At 43.3% G+C, this 17,591-nt stretch carries 11 protein-coding genes; 10 read left to right on the top strand and 1 reads right to left on the bottom strand.

Going from position 1 to position 17,591, the window contains the following annotated elements:
• Positions 1–2: 2 nt before the first annotated feature.
• The 5 genes from ACSSVF_RS01200 (at position 3) to ACSSVF_RS01180 (ending at position 7,181) form a co-directional block, all read left to right on the top strand.
• The gene (locus ACSSVF_RS01200) at positions 3–461 is read left to right on the top strand and encodes a hypothetical protein (protein ID WP_492404831.1); all 459 of its coding nucleotides are present in this window, start codon (positions 3–5) and stop codon (positions 459–461) included.
• Positions 454–3,261: a DUF927 domain-containing protein gene (locus tag ACSSVF_RS01195; protein ID WP_492404829.1), complete on the top strand. Its 2,808-nt coding sequence runs from the start codon at positions 454–456 to the stop codon at positions 3,259–3,261. The genes ACSSVF_RS01200 and ACSSVF_RS01195 overlap by 8 nt, the downstream gene beginning before the upstream one ends.
• A 933-nt stretch (positions 3,262–4,194) precedes the next feature.
• A complete protein-coding gene (locus ACSSVF_RS01190; RefSeq protein ID WP_492404828.1) occupies positions 4,195–5,256 on the top strand; it encodes a ParB N-terminal domain-containing protein in 1,062 nt (353 codons plus the stop codon).
• 5 nt (positions 5,257–5,261) lie between these two features.
• A complete protein-coding gene (locus ACSSVF_RS01185) occupies positions 5,262–6,155 on the top strand; it encodes a hypothetical protein (protein WP_492404826.1) in 894 nt (297 codons plus the stop codon).
• 84 nt (positions 6,156–6,239) lie between these two features.
• On the top strand, positions 6,240–7,181 hold the full coding sequence (locus tag ACSSVF_RS01180; protein ID WP_492404825.1) for an HNH endonuclease: 942 nt from the start codon (positions 6,240–6,242) through the stop codon (positions 7,179–7,181).
• Positions 7,182–7,187: 6 nt separating this feature from the next.
• Here ACSSVF_RS01180 and ACSSVF_RS01175 read toward each other — a convergent pair whose 3' ends face one another.
• The gene (locus ACSSVF_RS01175) at positions 7,188–8,132 is read right to left on the bottom strand and encodes a DNA cytosine methyltransferase (protein ID WP_492404823.1); all 945 of its coding nucleotides are present in this window, start codon (positions 8,130–8,132) and stop codon (positions 7,188–7,190) included.
• Between the two features lie 593 nt (positions 8,133–8,725).
• Between ACSSVF_RS01175 and ACSSVF_RS01170 the strand changes: the two genes are divergently transcribed.
• The 5 genes from ACSSVF_RS01170 (at position 8,726) to ACSSVF_RS01150 (ending at position 17,564) form a co-directional block, all read left to right on the top strand.
• Positions 8,726–9,229 (top strand): RNA polymerase sigma factor, encoded by a 504-nt coding sequence (locus tag ACSSVF_RS01170; protein ID WP_442585614.1) that lies wholly within the window; start codon positions 8,726–8,728, stop codon positions 9,227–9,229.
• Between the two features lie 22 nt (positions 9,230–9,251).
• Positions 9,252–10,229 carry a FecR family protein gene (locus tag ACSSVF_RS01165; RefSeq protein WP_492404821.1) on the top strand — a complete coding sequence of 326 codons (978 nt, stop codon included), beginning with the start codon at positions 9,252–9,254 and terminating at the stop codon, positions 10,227–10,229.
• Positions 10,230–10,510: 281 nt separating this feature from the next.
• Positions 10,511–14,053 carry a TonB-dependent receptor gene (locus tag ACSSVF_RS01160; RefSeq protein WP_492404819.1) on the top strand — a complete coding sequence of 1,181 codons (3,543 nt, stop codon included), beginning with the start codon at positions 10,511–10,513 and terminating at the stop codon, positions 14,051–14,053.
• Positions 14,054–14,219: 166 nt separating this feature from the next.
• On the top strand, positions 14,220–15,320 hold the full coding sequence (locus ACSSVF_RS01155) for a hypothetical protein (protein ID WP_492404817.1): 1,101 nt from the start codon (positions 14,220–14,222) through the stop codon (positions 15,318–15,320).
• Positions 15,321–15,395: 75 nt separating this feature from the next.
• The gene (locus tag ACSSVF_RS01150; RefSeq protein WP_492404815.1) at positions 15,396–17,564 is read left to right on the top strand and encodes a calcium-binding protein; all 2,169 of its coding nucleotides are present in this window, start codon (positions 15,396–15,398) and stop codon (positions 17,562–17,564) included.
• The last annotated feature ends 27 nt before the right edge of the window (positions 17,565–17,591 follow it).

Genomic DNA, 17,591 nt, shown 5'->3' with positions numbered 1-17,591 from the left:
CCATGGATGAACAAGAAAGCATCGTTCTAAATATGCAAGGTGAAGCAGCGCTAGAAGCTCAAGATGCACTGAAAGCAAGTGTTGAAAACTTGCCTGATTTTTTAGAGTTAGGTGGAGATCGAGCACTAGAAGAATTCACATTGATGATTGGTTTCATGGTCGTGTATCAGATGTCGCTGGAGAGTCAGAGAGTCGCCCAGTGCATTAATGACATTAGAGAAACACTTGAGGCTAATAGTAATAATGATGACAACAATACCAGGCGAGTTATTGAGCATCTGGAGGATATTGTTGAAAGCATAGATTGCCTTGGCGAAAGAAGGACTGATTTTTGGATGACCAGCCAATTGGCCGCTATTGATAAAGCTAAGGAAATTGGCTTGGTTATACCGCCTGAGTGGTCATTAGACGATTTGCGGTACAAGTTGCACCAGGCAATTTATGGCGGTGAGCATGGCTAATATCAAACAGATTGCACAAGCCGCCGTAAGTAGTGTTAGCAGCGTATTAAATGAGTGGTGTCCAGGTGGCCGCATGCAGGGGCGTGAATATGTGGCACTCAACCCGACACGCTCGGATAGTCGAGCCGGATCATTCTCAATCAATATTGATACCGGGGTGTGGAAAGACTTTGCGACAGGTGACAATGGCGGAGATCTGGTTGCACTGGTGGCATATGTTGACGATGTGAAACAAAGCGAGGCCGCCCACCGTTTGGCGGTGTTTCTTGGCATGGCATACGATAAGCAGGGTAAAAGCCCGGCCATTACGGCAACAAAAAACCAGCCTGCCAATACTCCGGCATCTACCGCTTCAAAAAAACCGGCCAAAGACGGTTATGTATGCGTGATGCCAGTCCCAGAAAATGCAACTAAGCCACCTAACACGCATTCGCGGCATGGTAAGCCTTCAATGCGCTATGCATACTTGGGCGCGGCCGGAGAGGTCAATTTCTATCATGATCGTTTTGAGCCAAAAGCAGACGGAGAGCGAAAGCAATTCGCACCGCTTACATATTGGGTTAACCAGGCCGTCAATAAGGGCGAGTGGCGATATAAAGCACCGCCTGATAGAAGGCCGCTTTATGGATTGCATAAACTTAGTACCGCAATTAGTGCAGACGTCTGGACAGTAGAGGGCGAAAAAGCCACTGATGCGCTAGCCGATTTGTTACCAGATGGAGCTGTAGTGAGTTGGCAGGGTGGGGCGCAGGCCGTAAGTAAGGCAGATTTTGGTACGCTTGCTGGCCGTAATGTGATTGTATGGCCAGATAATGATGCACCAGGCATACAGGCTGGCAATAATGTCCAGCGTGCCCTGTTGGCAGCTGGTGCAAAATCTGCCCAGGTGCTGGATATGAATCTGCTAAATCAATACCTGGATCAGCTTGGATACAAACTGCACCCTGGGGATGATGCTCACGATCTGAAAGTGGCAGGATTTAGTATTGACGATATGCAAGCGCTGGTCGCGAATGTGAATAAACTGTGCAGTCCGGACAGTCAGCCATCAGCGCAGGAAGCAACGCCACCAGCCCAACCATTCAAGCGGCATTATATGGTGGATGATGCTGGTGTCTACCTGGTGGATGTAACCCCTGATTATTCGGCCTATAAGCCGCCCCGCTGGATCTGCGACAAGCTGGAAGTGTTAGCCTTAAGCCGATCACCGTTAAACGGTGAATGGGGTTCTCTCGTAAGCTTCAAAGATCGTGACCAGGTGCAGCACCGTTTTATTATTCCGGCTCGAAGCTTTAACGGTGAAGGCTTGGATGCGACCGGCCAACTGTATGAAAATGGCCTGACTATTGCACCTAAAGCCCGTGCGCTGGTTCTGGAGTACCTTCAACAAGAAAACCCAGCCAAGCGTGTACGTGTAACCAATAAAACTGGCTGGCACGGTGAAGGTGATGCGTCTGTATTTGTATTGCCACAAGGGGCAATGGGTGACGCTGGTGAAGAGTGGATTTATGACAGCGTCCAGCCTAATGCCTCGACCTTTAAACGCAAAGGTACATTAGAGGCCTGGCGCGATAATGTAGCTGCTTTATGCGCGGGTAATAGTCGACTGGTATTTGCAGTAGCTATCGCGTTTGCAGCTCCGTTACGTCATCTAATGGATATTAAAGATCTGGGCGGCTTTCATTATCGTGGACAGTCCAGTGATGGCAAAAGTACGGCATTGAGACTGGCCGGGAGTGTGTGCGGTGGCACAGATTATTTAAGGCAGTGGCGCCACTCAACAAGTGCAATGGAAAGCATAGCCATGATGCATTCTGATGCACCTTTGTTACTTGATGAGTTAAAACAAATAGACCCTAAGGAGGCTGGGGAAGCCATATATATGCTTGCAGCTGGTGCCGGAAGGGGAAGGGCACTGGCGTCTGGTGGTTTACAGAATACAAAGCAATGGCGAATATTGTTTTTGTCGGCTGGTGAGCTAAGCCTAGCCCAACATATGAATGACTCTGGCAAGAAAGTGCATGCTGGGCAGGAAATACGCATGGCAGATATACCAGCCGATGCAGGGGCAAACATGGGCGTGTTTGAGGATCTTCACGGCTACGCTAACGGGAATGAATTTTCTAAAGCCATCACTCAATTGGTTTCACAGAATTATGGTGTTGCATTTCCTGCATTTATTGAGTGGGTGATCAAGCATCGGCTAGATGTGATGGATAAATTGCAAACCGCCATAAACAGTTTTGACACGGGGTTGTTATCAATTAATGCAAGTGGTCAGGCTCATCGGGTTTGTGGAATCTTTGCTCTAGTAGGGGCAGCTGGAGAGTTGGCAACGAGAGCTGGCATTACTGGGTGGCAACAAGGAGAGGCCTTTAAAGCAGCAACAAATTGCTTCAAGGCATGGTTGCAAGGCTTTGGTGGTGAAGGAAGTCAAGAACATCGTGCAATGTTAGCTCAGGTGCGGTTGTTTCTGGAGCAGCATGGGGAAGGCCGGTTTGCAGATATAGGCCGGAATGCCATAGAAGACGACCATGCCGCCAGGGTAATGTCTAAGGCAGGTTACCGCAAGCATGACAAGGTTGCTTTGCAGACTGAATATTATGTTTACCCCGAACTGTTTAAGACTGAGGTATGCAAGGGATTAGACCATAAGGCGGTGATTAGACTTTTAATTGATAAGGGTTATATGCACAAAGGGGACAAGGACCATATGGGCCAACCCAAACGTGATTTACCTGAAGGTAAGCGTCGTGTGTATCAAATTTATGGGTCTATCTTTGAGGACGAAAATGAATAACTCAAAGGATTGGACAAGCCTTATAAGCGAATCTTTGGAGGTGGAATCTGGGGACGTCCCCAGTGCTATTAGGCCAAAATCTGATTATTTGGGGACTGAAGAATCTAGCAATTATGCGGCTTATAGCGATATATCCCCAAAATCCCCAGAATCCCCAACAAAAAAACAAGGAAGGGGAAACACTCCAAACTTTAGACGCGCGCGCGGAGGATGGTTTCGGGCAGTTGAATTGCGATAAAAAACAAGATCCGGTCTTGATTATTCAGGCTTCGGATAATGGGTTTGAGTGTGGTCAATGTGACCACCTACACATGCAGGTCTTTAATAGAGGTAAGGACCGGCGGTTATTCCATTGGCGATGTGTCAAAGGATTCAACATTATGGAGGCTCACTTCGGAGGTGAGCGTATACAGATTGCACCTATTGATTGTGATCAATACCAGCCATAGGGTTATGGGTCCTTTCTAGTCCTTCATGTGCTGCGGGTAATTCGAACCGCGATATCAAGCTAGATCCTCTTAGTACTGTGGGGTGGTCATTCAGGTGGTCGATGGGTGGTCACCACAATATATAGTGGTCAAAAATTACGGGTCCCTCCTGAAGATTTTCACTGCGGGCGCGAGAACCGCCAGTTTTCTGCAGTGACGAGATCGCTAAGGGGGTCATAATCTTTCGTAATTCCTTAGAGGTCTTGCCATATAATAGTTCGTAGTGCTGACTGGCTTATTAAACAAGGCAATTGACTTGAATCTACAGGGTTGTCCATAATGCGTTAGGCTAAATAATCAGAAATGTCGAGACTTGTGCCCAAAAAATTCAAGCAGGGACAGTTGGCAAACCAAGGTGGCAAAGAGAATGCTGACTATACATAGAAGTTCAAAACTTGATTAGTTTATGAATTATCTAAACTGACACCGACTCGGACTAAAAAAGATGCTAGAACAAGTTAAATTAGAAGATTTACATTTTGATCCAGAAAACCCTCGGCTCCCCAATAATTTAAAGCATAAGGGTGACGATGAGGTCCTAAAATATTTGCTGTTGCAATGTAACTTAATCGAATTGATGCTTTCAGTTGGTCAACATGGTTTTTTCCAAGGCGAACCGCTTCTTGTAGTCCCTCGTCAAGAGGGGGGATTTACTGTTGTAGAAGGCAATAGACGCTTAGGAGCATTAAAGTTATTACAGAAAGATGCAGTAGCTCCTGTAAAAATTAGTCAGGTTAATGAGGTAAGAGCAACCACAGGCGAGGCGCCTACAGATATTCCGGTTCTTAAGTTTGAGGATAGAAAGCTTATCCTTAGCTATTTAGGTTATAGGCATATCACCGGTATAAAAGAGTGGGATGCATTAGCTAAAGCAAGATATCTAAAACAGTTGAGAGCACGGCATGGTGAAAGTCATGAGGAGGCTCATCGGGCTCTTGCAAAAGAAATTGGTAGTAAATCCGGAACTGTCGCAAAACTACTTACTGGGCTTGAATTGCTAGAACGGGCAAGAGACAGTGGGCTTTTAGAAAAGATTAAACTTTCTGAGGATGATGTTCAGTTCTCTTTGCTAACAACAGGTATTGGCTATTCAAGTCTATGTCATTTTATAGGACTTAATTCCGCGGCTGATGTTGATGCGAAGGGTCTTAAAAATCAGGAGTTTGAAGAGTTCTTTTCATGGATATTTGATAAAACTGCAGGTTCGACTAAACTCGGTGAGTCAAGAAATCTAGAAATATTGGCTCGTGTAGTAGCTAACGAAGAGGCGCTCAATCAATTTCGCCGAGGGGCATCTATAGAGACTGCTGATCTTTATACTAGCGGCCCATTAGATGCATTACGTAATTTGTTACGAGTTACGGAAGAAAATTTAGCAAGTGCCATGGATATTCTTAATGTGGCAGATGGCATAAATGAAGCAGACACTATTCAGGCAGATCGAATTCGTAGGGGATCTATAGCTCTACATTCTGCGCTTGTCGGTCTTATGTCTCAAAAAGAGTAGATCTTATGATTCTTTTGGATAAGCCCCGGGATAGTGATATTCATACTATTGCTGATTTTTCTGAACTATTGTGTCTAGTTACATTAGATAGAGATTGTTCAAGAGAAACTATTAGCGATCAGGTTAAGGATATTGGAGATTCTAAATTAAGTGAAACGGATTTAGACGATAGCTTTAGCCAGATAGAGTGGAGAGTCAGCGCTTTTGGCGATTTTTATCCATTTACCATAGATGTCGGCGCTAAAAACTTTTCTGCTCCAGAAACTTTTACTGACAAACAACGGCTTTATATTTTCCTGCTGTTATCTGCAAACCTTCCATTTCTTGAACATACTGTCGGAATTACTGATGCGTTTGAAAGAGTTGCCTTACAGGCTTTAAAGCCTATTTGGGTTGATGATGCGCAGGTAAAAGCTTTTGGTAAGAATGAAACAGACTATCAGGGTGCAAAATGGGAGCGAATAAATACTTTGGCAGAAAACATAGGCGGTACAGGTAGATGCACTGCTACTACTTTCAGGACTCGAGATACTGGTGATGGTGGCATTGACATAGCCGCCTGGCTAGAGTTAGATGCTTATGAAGGAAGGAATAAACCCTCTTTACTTGCACAGTGCGCTTGCTCTAGAAATGAATGGCCCAGGAAACAAACAGAAATAAGCCGTGACAGGCTAAATAATATGATTCACCCAAGTCATCCATGGATGCAGATGATTTGTATACCACATAGTTTTAGAAATAATCATGGTAAATGGGCTGTAGATGGTGAAATAGCCTCTTGTATTATTTATGACAGGCTACGCATTTTATTAAATATTAATCCAACTATAGATTGGGATGTAATCAATGCACCAACGTTGTTAGACGACTTTTTGGCTTACAGAATGCCTTTAGTTTAATTACTTGTGAGTTGATCAAACATTAATATTTGTCGCAGATATCTACACTATTCGTACTCTTATTAAATTATGCATTTTTGGTGGGTGAACCATAAGCAGACTTTCTCCGCAGAAGTATTGGGTGGATATATTTGGTCACCTAAACAAGAGAGTAATGGTGCAAGAAGTCAGTTCTATACCAATATGACACTTACCAAGCCCGGCGATCTGATATTTTCATATGCAGACACTAAAATTAAAGCTATCGGCATAATAAGTGGTAGTTGTGTTGAAGCTATAAAGCCATCAGAGTTTGGTAATGTTGGTAGTTATTGGGGAGCAACTGGCTGGCTAGTTCCTGTTGAATGGAGACCCCTTGACTATTCATTCAAGCCGAAGACTTATATTGAACAATTAAAAGACCTACTACCCAAAAAGTATTCTCCATTAAATGATAAGGGTAACGGTAACCAAAAATGCTATTTGGCAGAAATCTCAAAAGAGCTTAGTGAAAAAGTTTTTGAATTGCTCGGAATTGAAGCAAACAGACTAACCCATGATCTTGCGAATATTCGAGTGGACTCTGTTGCTCAATCTATTCAGGAACAATTATATAAGGCTCCTATTGAGACTACTGAAATTGAACAGCTTATTAAGGCAAGGGTAGGGCAAGGCATATTTCGCCTTAAAGTTATAGATAAAGAAAAAGTATGCCGAGTTACTGGTGTTTCAGATCAGTCGCTATTGGTTGCAAGTCATATTAAACCTTGGCGGAATTGTACAAATGAAGAGCGGCTTGATGGAAACAATGGGTTACTGCTTTCACCGCATATTGATAAGCTTTTCGATCGTGGTTGGATTAGCTTTAATGATGATGGAAGAATCATAGTTGATGATACTTCCATTATTGACGTTTTATCTTGTTGGGGAGTTGATACCAAGAAGTCCGTAGGGATTTTTTCGTTGGAACAGCGGATTTATTTGGACTATCACCGAAAGAATATTTTTAAGGGTAAGAAGCCTGACTTAATCAGCTTACTCGAATAACTGTTTCTAATCCCAAATATTGGGCAATGCTTTAGCGACAGCTTCAAATAATTGGGGAGGTACCGCATTCCCTGCTACTTTGTATTTCATGTTCAAACTGGCGTTGTCTGTTTCTGGGAAAGTAAATTCTTTGCTGAAACCCTGGAGGCGAGCAGCTTCTAAGTAGCTGAATCTTCGTGCAGGGGTGTCGGTTATAAACTTCCATTCATCTTGCGTGACTTTTTCCATTACAGGACTTACCGGATGAAGGGGCATGTGCCGCGGATTACTTACGATTGTTTTGGATGGCTGGTGCCAATCTCTTCTTCTATCTCGTGACATGTAGTACCAATGAAAATCAATGTCATAGAAATCGCCCTCTGGCCATTCTGGAAGATCGCCAATGGCATCCTTTATAGTTAAATATTTATTCTCACCATCTTTTGTATGGGTTGGTTCAGGAAAAGTATACTCGGCTTCAAAATCATTACGAATGCCAACTATGAATATTCGTTTTCTTTCTTGTGGTACACCGTATTCGACAGCATTCAAAACTTTATACTTAACCTTATATCCAGCATCTGAGAATACTTTTACTTGATCCTCAAGCAAATGTTGGTAGTTTGAGCGCAACATTCCTGAAACATTTTCGACAATGAACGCTTTAGGCTTAATTGATCCAAGAGCTCTTGCAAACTCTTTGTATAGATAATTTAATTTATTGTCTGCTTGACGCAAGCCACCTTGCGAAAATCCTTGGCATGGATAGCAGCCTACTAACAGATCTGCCGCAGGGAATGACTTTATATCCTCGACTGATCCGAGTTTATAGTCTGTTAGAGGGTGGTTTGCTAGATATGCATCCTTTGCATATGCCAATATGTCGTTGGCCATAACGACATCAAAGCCTGCTTTTAGAATTCCAGCATCTGAACCACCACATCCTGTAAATAATGAGACCGCATTAGGCATTTGTGATTTTTCACGGACAATGGCTGAACTTAACGGCAGAAATTATACGCAATTTACTCGCTGATAGTCAGTCGGTACAAAATAAATATCAATTACTAAGTAATTAATCAATGTAGAGCTTAGGATGTTAAAGCGTTGGAGTGGCCTAATAGGTTACTTTTGGTAAAGTGGGGTAACTTTGGGGGTAACAAATATTTTTAATTATCTTAAAGTGGCTTAAATTCTAGTGAGAAATGAAACATTCGGTTCAGGCTCCCACCACTGATATAAAATAGCAGTTTAAAAAAGGCCTTAAATCAATGATTTAAGGCCTTTTTTACGTCTGTAACTGCCCAGAAATTCACCTTGCATTTTTTCAAATAAATTTAACCTGCCAGTTAAATGGCAGCAGCGTTCAGTATTTTTAGAAATTGGTTGAAATTGGCTATAAAAAACCAATTTTATCAAAAATGGCTGTATTCAACCCGACTTAATTCGGGAAAAATTCCCTAGTAAAGATTTTTATAATTGAGAATCAGTCTCTTAATGCAAAAGAATGTAATGGCACGCGTTTTGCACATATTTATTAAAATGTAAAATTTTGGTGATGGGATATGAGCGACACACTTGCATGGTGCGGAATTGATTTAAAGTGGGCTTATACAGTGGAGCTGAGGCGCATTGGCCGCAGGACTGCCTGCGTGCAACGTGCCAAAGATATTTTGCATGATGCCTTGGTGTTTTTTGCTGTATCTAGTAATCCCGCCCGGGAATCCTCGCCTGAAGCTTATCTTAACGGTATCGTGAATCACCTGATGGTGGATGAATATCGCTATCGCACCCGTTTTGTCGAAGAAGATCAAATAGACGAAACGGCGATGATCCTTGAATGTTCACCTGAGCAGATTTACGAAACGCGGCAGATGCTTTACAACCTGCAGCGTATTGTCGATTTACTACCCAAAAAGTGTCGCCAGGTGTTCTGGTTGTATCATGTGGATGAAATGAAACAAAGTGACATTTCTACCCATTTGGGCATTAGTACCAGCATGGTCGAAAAACACCTTATTCGTGCTATGCTTGATATCCGCGCATTCCAGCAAAAAATGGCACATTAATCTTTAGAATATGCTTAAATCAATGACAGTCAGCGAAGTGGCCGCTAGATGGTATCTGCGGATGCGGGAGCATTCACAAGGTACACCTGAACGCGACGCATTTGAACGTTGGCTGGCAGATGATCCTCGCCATGCTTCCGAATATGAGAGTATCACGCGCGCCATGCATAGAATGAGCTCGCCAGATACCTTGTCGACATTGGCGGATGAAGCCGAGCAACATGCCTTTCTGGCGCAGGAAGCCAAACGTAAAAATAAGCAGCGCCGCGTCGGGCAACTGTTTCTTGTTTCTCTGCTTTGCATCATGAGTTTTGTCTTCCACCAGCAATACCTCGATTGGCAGGCAACACCTGTCATGCAATTGGCTGCGCAAAATCCAGTTGGACAGATCGCTTTGAAAACGCTGGATGACGGTACGCGCGTGACGCTCAGCGCCAAAAGTGATATGGAGGTCACTTATTACCGCCATGAACGCCACGTGCTGCTTAAAGAAGGTGAAGCCATCTTTGAAGTCAGCAAAGACCCTGATCGCCCATTTATTGTAGAGACTGATACTGCGCGAGTCACCGTGCTAGGCACGCGCTTCGCTGTGAATAAATTAGAGCAATTAGTGCGCGTCAGTGTAGACCATGGCACTGTGAAAGTAGAACCCAAGGTCGAAGAAACGCAAAATATTTCACCTGAGACCCGCGTGATCACCAATGGCCAAGTGGTAGAGGTCTATCCAAATCATGCAACTGTACTGGTCAACCGCCCTGCATCAGATGCCTTCTCTTTCCTTAATGGCCGGTTGGTATTTGATCGCGCGGACGTCAATGAGATCGCAGCAACTGTCTCGCGTTATCGCCAGAAACCTGTCCATTCAATGGGTAAAGATATCCGTAATATCTCAGCGGATATCAATATCCGGGATATAGACCAGTTCCTGCGCGGGTTACCAAATATTGCCCCGGTTTCAATTAAAGAAACGCCGCAATATACTTTGGTTAAAAGCCGGTAGTTCGCTCTTGTTTCAAAAGTAAGGTGCCTTCAGGCACCTTTTTTTACGTCTGCTATCCGTAGCAAAGGTGTGGGTATGAGGATTATTAAGCTCCACCATTATATTTAATCACCCACTCAAGTTTGGTAATACCTAATCAGCTTTCTTCCTTATCCATTCAAAGAGAATGCATATTTTTTTCTTGAGAGCGGATTGATAGGGCGGTAAATGTAAAGTTAAGTAAACAACATCAGGTTTTTCTCTCTCCCAGAGATGAGTCTATATAGAGGGAGATTTAGGTGATGCGAATCAACAAAATTAGACAATGTGCAATGTACACATTGTTTGCAATTTGGGGGGGGCTTTCAACACATTTGGTATGTGCTGAAGCATTGAATAAACAACTGCCAAAACAACAGGAGGAGACATTCAGTGTACCTATCAATATTGATATTCCACAGCAGCCATTGGCAAATTCGCTACATGCTTTAGGTAAAGCCACGGGCATGAGTATCTCTTTTCCAAATGACCTAGTCTCTGGCAAAACTGCGCCAGAAGTGAGGGGCCGCATGACGCGTAGCGAAGCTTTACGAAGAGTGCTTGGAGAAAATGACTTAGTACCTAAGATAGAGGGTGAGAATGTATTTATTCAAAAAGCACCCAAAACAGATAATAAAAATGTGCAGTTGGATAAAGTAGAAGTCCGTGCCAAAAGGTTTTACGAAGTAGGACCACTGCCAGGCTTAGGTTTAACCAAAGAAGAAATTCCCGGTAACGTACAAAGCATTTCTGCTAAAGAAATTAAAGAAGCGCATTCATTAAGTCTCACAGATCTGCTCAACAAGAAGTTGCAGTCTGTTAACGTCAATGACTACCAAGGCAATCCATTTCAAATGGATGTTACCTATCGCGGATTTACTGCAGGTCCACAAATCGGAACCCCACAAGGTTTGTCTGTGTTTTTCGACGGTATTCGCGTTAACGAACCATTTGGGGATGTGGTGAATTGGGACATGATTCCGTTAAATGCATTAGCCAGCGTAGACGTTTTTCCAGGCTCCAATCCAATTTTTGGGTTAAACACTTTAGGGGGGGCTTTTACAGTCAAGACAAAAGATGGGTTTAACTATGATGGGGTTGATGCGGAGATTCTTACTGGCTCATTTGGACGTAAGCAACTTCGTATGGAGGCAGGCTGGAATAACGGCACAGTAGCCTTATTTGGCGCAGGTAACTTCTTTCTTGAGGATGGCTGGCGCAAAAACTCCCCAAGCAAAGTAAATCAGTTTTTTGGAAAAGCCAGTTATAGAGGGGATAAATTAGACTTAAATTTAAGTACATTATTAGTTGGCACTGACTTGGTCGGAAATGGCTTAATACCAAACCAAATGTACCAGCAAGATCGCAATGGAACATATACTTCAGAAGACACTACTGAAAATAAATTGCAACAATTTCAACTCTCTGGTAATTATTTTGTAAACGATAAATTCACAATTACTGGCCAAGTATATAGAAGGGATAGTAAACGTAGAGCTACCGGCGCAGATGCATACATGGATGGTTTTGGAGATAATAATTATGTACGAAGAAACCTAGACCCAGGCGAACAATACTCTTGTCAGTATCTCAGCACTAATGCTTATCGCTTACCCGACTATTATGTTTTGGATGTTGATCCCAATACTGGATCCAACGCTTTTTTGGACGACTTTAATGCCAATAGTGGTGATCCTAGCTATAACTTAGACGCGGCACTTGCAGCATTCACTTCCGCTCAAAATCCAGTAATTCGAAAAAATGGTGAGTTAACTGCTGAGTATGCAAATGCTGCAGCATACAATTTTGATTATTGGAAAAACTTTCAAGTCTCTTTTGCTTTTGATCCAAATGCGCCTGCCCCTGTTAACTTAGGGCCTACAACTTCCTATTCTAATGGAGATTTTTCATATCAGACATTAGATTCCACTTTATGGAATTTCCCTAAATTTTATGCCTTGAATATTGACCCTAATATTGAAGGTAACTTTAATTATTTTTACACCCCGGACGGTGTTAAACATCTGGTTGCTACCATAGCCCCAATTAATAAGGATGCTTGTTATAACAATCCTCAAACGCTAGTTCCTTCGCCGTTCTCTGCTGCCGATCGATTTAGGCCGGACGGAAATGGCTCAGGAGAGCCTGGCTTAGTCGAAGGGACGCCAGTGTCAGTGATTACTGATAATAATATCAAGCAAATAGTAGATGGTGGGTCAATTCAGCTTAACTGGAATTTAGAAAAACACAAAATTATGGTCGGTGCATCTATCGATGTGGCTAATGCGAGTTACACCAATAGCCAACGATTGGGTTTATTTGATGAGAACCGCAAAGCTTACCTAGCACCAGATCAGATTCGTGATCAATATGCCGCTGCTGATGTTGCTATTTCGAATAATAATTTCGATGGTACATCCTCTACTAGAAGCATTTATGCAAGCGAAACATGGAGCCCAATTGAAACTTTTCATATTACAGGTGCAGCCAGATACAACGCCACAAAAGTGAGAAATACCGTGGCAACCCGCGCTGCTTTCAGGTATTTCGATTTGGCCAATTATCCTTCTAATCCAGATGACTTCAATTTATGCATAGGTAGCATAGCTAACTGCCCTAGTACTGGCTATAAGTTGGGAGATGGCACTAGATTACTAAAGCCTGCTGAGACTGAAAAATTTAGTTATTACTCTTTTAATCCTTCATTAGGTTTTACATGGCAAGCAAGTGAAAGTCTAAACTTTTACAGCAATTTTGCAAAAGGGACTAGAACGCCAAGCGTGATTGAGTTGGGTTGTGCTTTTGATAGAACGCCGGTTTTTCGTGGCGGACCTAATGATGATCGAAATGATCCATCGCTTTATATAGCAAAAAGTTTGCAAGATAACCGGGCTTGCACATTGCCAACGACCTTGTCTGGAGATCCGTTTTTACCGCAAATCAAGGCTACCACTTATGACATAGGTGTGCGTGGCAATTTTAATGAATTATTTGGTACCGAAAACTTGCAATGGAACTTAGGTGCATATCGCACCGACTTGAAAGATGATATTTACCTGGTAGCAGTTGGAGGCGCAAGCAGTTTTTTTGACAGCATTGGAAGCACAAGACGTCAAGGGATTGAGGCCGGTTTATCTGGCAATACAGGAAAATTCAGCTTTGGTCTGAACTATGCATTAACTGATGCTACTTTTCAAAATAATTTCGAAATGATTTCGAATGAAAATAGTAGCGGAAGAGGCAACATACAAAATGATGGGTTCAAATATATAACTGTTGAGCCAGGGGACCGGATGCCTGGAATCCCCTTGCATAACTTGAATGCAAATGTCAGTTACATGCTAACGCCCAATTGGCGGTTTTCGTTAAGCGCAGTAGTGCATAGTGAAAGTATTATTCGTGGCAACGAAAACAACGAGCATAAGCAAGGGGTAACAGAAACGTATTCGTTTACCGCGCCAGACCCTGCAAATCCAGGTCAATTCATCACTAGAACAGCGTCGAGACAGCCTTTTACAAACCCTGGGAAAGTCAGCGGATATAGCGTATTCAACTTGCAAACTAGCTATGCATTTAATAAGGAATGGACTGCTACTTTGCTCATAAATAATATTTTTGATAAGGAATATTTTAGTGCAGGGCGTCTAGGGAGAAATCCATTTTCGCCCAGTATTAATGGTGCGATCGGTCCAGGAGGGTACAACCATAATTCTGATGACTGGCTAGCTGCGAATTTCTTAGCTCCAGGGGCGCCACGTGGGATTTGGTTAAGCGTGAACTGGAAATTCGATGCTGATAAAAAATAAATTAAATTCTACTGAAAAAAATATTTTATTAGGATGCATTTGTGAACTGCCTTATGAAATTCAACCGAAATCCAGTTAATTCTTTCAGGGCTTAAACAAGATTTAGGTGAATTGGTGACGCAGGCAGCCACAAATGCCTGCTTATTGTAACTCTTAGGAGAAAATAATGAAAAACGTTACATTGAGATTAGCAGTTTTAGCAGCATTAGGAGCTTCGGCGCAAGTTTTGGCTGCAGGATTCGTAAATATTCCAACTACAGGCTTTTCCACTAGCGCATATACTTCATGTAACACTACCGGGAACTTTGGTTCGGGCAGCGGTGCTTCTAGTCCTGTTAATCCAACCGCCGGTGCAAATAATACTTGCGCTTTAGTTAGTCCAGTACCCGCAAATGAAATCTCATCTCCTGAAACCAATTATGCTTTTGTAACTTCAGCAACACGTCCTCTAGCAGTGAATAATATTTACACGGCGGGAAGCGTAAGTGTTGGTAATATTCTGGAGGTGGTTTGGCGCAAGCCGGCAGCTTCTGCACCAGTGACAGCAACTCCTATGTGCATCATTGGTGCTCGAGTTTCTCTAACTAATGTTGCTTATAGCAACGCGACAGATTTAGCAGGTTCTCGGTTTGAGTTAAATGATCTAGCCCGCGGTGGTCTTAGTGGATTAACCGTTGATGCTGCATACGCAATTACAACTAATATTGCAGCCACAGCATCTCCAGTTTTCCGTATAGGCAGAACATATACTTCAGTACAACATCGTGCTTTACCAACAGTAGCTGCTACTCCTCCATATACTCCAGCAATGTTTGGGGATAATGGTGGACCAAATCCAGGAACAAACTACCTGGCTTTGCCTGGTCTTGGCGCAACCCCTTCGTTATCTATTAATGGTGTTAATCGTTTCAACGCTCCCCCTTCAGTCACTGCTATAACTGTAGCGCCTTTGTCTAATCCGACAACGGCTCAACAAGATGCTGGTGTTGATAGTGATTGGGTTGATTTTACCTTCGATGCAAACGCGGTAGATGATGATGGTAGTAGCAATCCTCTTTCAGCCGTAACCTATGTAAAAGTGGCTTGCAACAACGATAACGCTGCTACGATTAATTCCACTGCTGCTGGTACTGGCTGGACAAGGCCAGATGTGCTGCGCTTACGTCAAACGGGTCAAGAAAAAGCTCCGTTTATTTCCATTAGTACTAGTGGGTATGTTTTACCAACGCAACCTGCCATTACAAATACACCAACTACACCTTTTTGATCATATTTAATGACCTCTATCTACGGAGGCTAGCCTCCGTAGACTCATTCTTAATTAAATCTGGAGTTTAATAAAATGGCTTATAAACAATTTAATTCAACAGAAACAGAATATACAGGTACAGCAAGTGATGATCTAATAGTCGGCAATGATCTAGGGAATTTCATCGACGGAGCAAATGGTAATGACATCATTATCGGTGGTAGCGGTAATGACAATCTCTTTGGAGGTGAAGGTAATGATGTAATCTTTGGCGGTGCCGGAGACGATCTTATTGATGTGGGATCAGGTAATAATTTTGCTGATGGTGGCGATGGCAATGACAATATCTTTGGTGGAGACGGGCAAGATATTCTATTGGGAGGGGATGGTGATGATGTACTTCTTGGAGGAGGTGGTGACGACATCCTATCCGGTGGGGAAGGATTTGACATTGTCTACGGTGGTGAAAGTACATTAGGAAATGAAGCTGTTGTCGGTAATTTATATTTAGTTACAGACAATGATATTCTTGTTGGTGGACGAGGTAATGATACTTTCAGAGTTGGATCAGAAGCTGAAAACGTAATAATCACAGGTGGCGTATCGGGATTGGATAATGCTGGTGATGCAGCTCGTTATATTGGCCTTAATGAAGAAGAGGGCCCTGATGAAAGTGAAGAGGGGCCGTTATTTGCCTTTGATACTGTCACCAATCAATACGTAGAAATTGACGACCAAGAAATGTCTGAAGAAGCTGAAACAGATGTTCGCTTGAATATTGTGACTCGCCCAGGCTCTTCTGCAATCAGTACATTTGCTACTACAGTCGTCGGCTACAACGCAGTTGATACGATAGAGTTCACAAAATCTGGTGAGTTTGAAGGTATACAGTTCACTGGTATTGAGCGCATCGAATTAGCAAGTGGTGTGAATATCACTTTAGAAGCCGAGCAATTAGAAGAAAATGGTGAGTCTCTAGGTTTGGGTGAGTTAAATCCCGGCTTCCAAATTCACGGTGTTGCTGGTGGTCCTGTTGAAACAGTCACTCTCGAGCTGGAGTTTGAAGAAACAACTTTCGAACCAGCTTCTACCATCGTTGGTGCAACGCCAGTGACTTATGAGTCTGCCGTTTTTGAGGTTGATGATTTCTCCGTAGCTCATCTCTACTACAACGTTGATGTTATCTACGACGCTTCAGAAGGCGAAGCTGGTAGCTATACACGCATTGACGGCGCTAACGAAGGTAGTGATGCTCACGAAATCGTTTATGGTGGCGACGGTGTTGAGTATGTCACCATGCGTTTAGGTGATGACACTGTCTATGCTGGCGGCGGCAATGACTTGCTGATCGGTCATGGCGGTGCTGATTATCTGGATGGTGGTGAAGGTAACGACATTTTCGTGATCGGTGGCTTCGGTAGTGGTGTGCAAGGCACTACTTCTAAAGCAGATGACGGTAACAAAGAGTGGATCGCTACTGGCGCTAAGCACGATGTGATCGTGGGTGGTGATGGTATCGATACCTTACGTATCACAACTGGTATCGGCGCTAACACTAAAGCAAACGGTACTATCGTGCTCAACAACGACAACTTCAAATCTATGGAAGTCGTGCAAGTGGGTGGCACTGTTGGTCGTTTGAACGTTGAAAATACAGCGTTGCAACTGCTGAGTGACCACTACTACTTTAAAGCCAACGGTACAGTGGCTGATCTCTCCAATACCCTGGGTAACAACGGCGGCACCATCAACAACGTAGTTGTGGATGCTTCTGGCGTGACTACCAATGGTCTGCGTTTTGAAGGTAATGCTAACCAGCAAACCTTTATCGGCACCAGCAAAGCTGATGTGTTTATCGGCAATGGCGGTAACGATACGCTGACTGGTGGCGGCGGTGCTGACAAGTTTGTGTTCGGTAAAGTGTATGAGCAAGTGGTGACAGGCTCTTCAACCACTGTGCAAACTTACACCAACACTGGCTTCACCCTGACTGGTGTAGATACCATCACTGACTTTACACGTGGTTCTGACAAGCTGGAATTGCACCTTGATCAGTACAGCAAACTGGTTGGTTTCAATGCCAGCATGCTGCGTGTGAACTCAACTGGTACTGCACAAGATGCCAATGACTACCTGGTTTACAACACTACAACCAAAACCCTGAGCTATGACGCTGATGGTAATGGTAGCGGTGCTAAGGTAGATATTGCCATTCTGACAGGTGTTAATACTCTGTCCACTTCGGACTTCATCATCGTGTAATTGCGATAGCTGTGGACGACCTAGCGT

It is taken from the genome of Methylophilus sp. E2MeOHC9 (assembly GCF_058744375.1).
This window is presented reverse-complemented; position numbering and strand designations above follow the sequence as displayed.

Bases quoted from the DNA above. Each gene is read 5' to 3' on its own strand.
- ACSSVF_RS01195 (WP_492404829.1), top strand. From the start codon at position 454: ATGGCTAATATCAAACAGATTGCACAAGCCGCCGTAAGTAGTGTTAGC.
- ACSSVF_RS01190 (WP_492404828.1), top strand. From the start codon at position 4,195: ATGCTAGAACAAGTTAAATTAGAAGATTTACATTTTGATCCAGAAAAC.
- ACSSVF_RS01175 (WP_492404823.1), bottom strand. From the start codon at position 8,132: ATGCCTAATGCGGTCTCATTATTTACAGGATGTGGTGGTTCAGATGCT.
- ACSSVF_RS01160 (WP_492404819.1), top strand. From the start codon at position 10,511: ATGCGAATCAACAAAATTAGACAATGTGCAATGTACACATTGTTTGCA.
- ACSSVF_RS01170 (WP_442585614.1), top strand. From the start codon at position 8,726: ATGAGCGACACACTTGCATGGTGCGGAATTGATTTAAAGTGGGCTTAT.
- ACSSVF_RS01200 (WP_492404831.1), top strand. From the start codon at position 3: ATGGATGAACAAGAAAGCATCGTTCTAAATATGCAAGGTGAAGCAGCG.
- ACSSVF_RS01150 (WP_492404815.1), top strand. From the start codon at position 15,396: ATGGCTTATAAACAATTTAATTCAACAGAAACAGAATATACAGGTACA.
- ACSSVF_RS01155 (WP_492404817.1), top strand. From the start codon at position 14,220: ATGAAAAACGTTACATTGAGATTAGCAGTTTTAGCAGCATTAGGAGCT.
- ACSSVF_RS01165 (WP_492404821.1), top strand. From the start codon at position 9,252: ATGACAGTCAGCGAAGTGGCCGCTAGATGGTATCTGCGGATGCGGGAG.
- ACSSVF_RS01185 (WP_492404826.1), top strand. From the start codon at position 5,262: ATGATTCTTTTGGATAAGCCCCGGGATAGTGATATTCATACTATTGCT.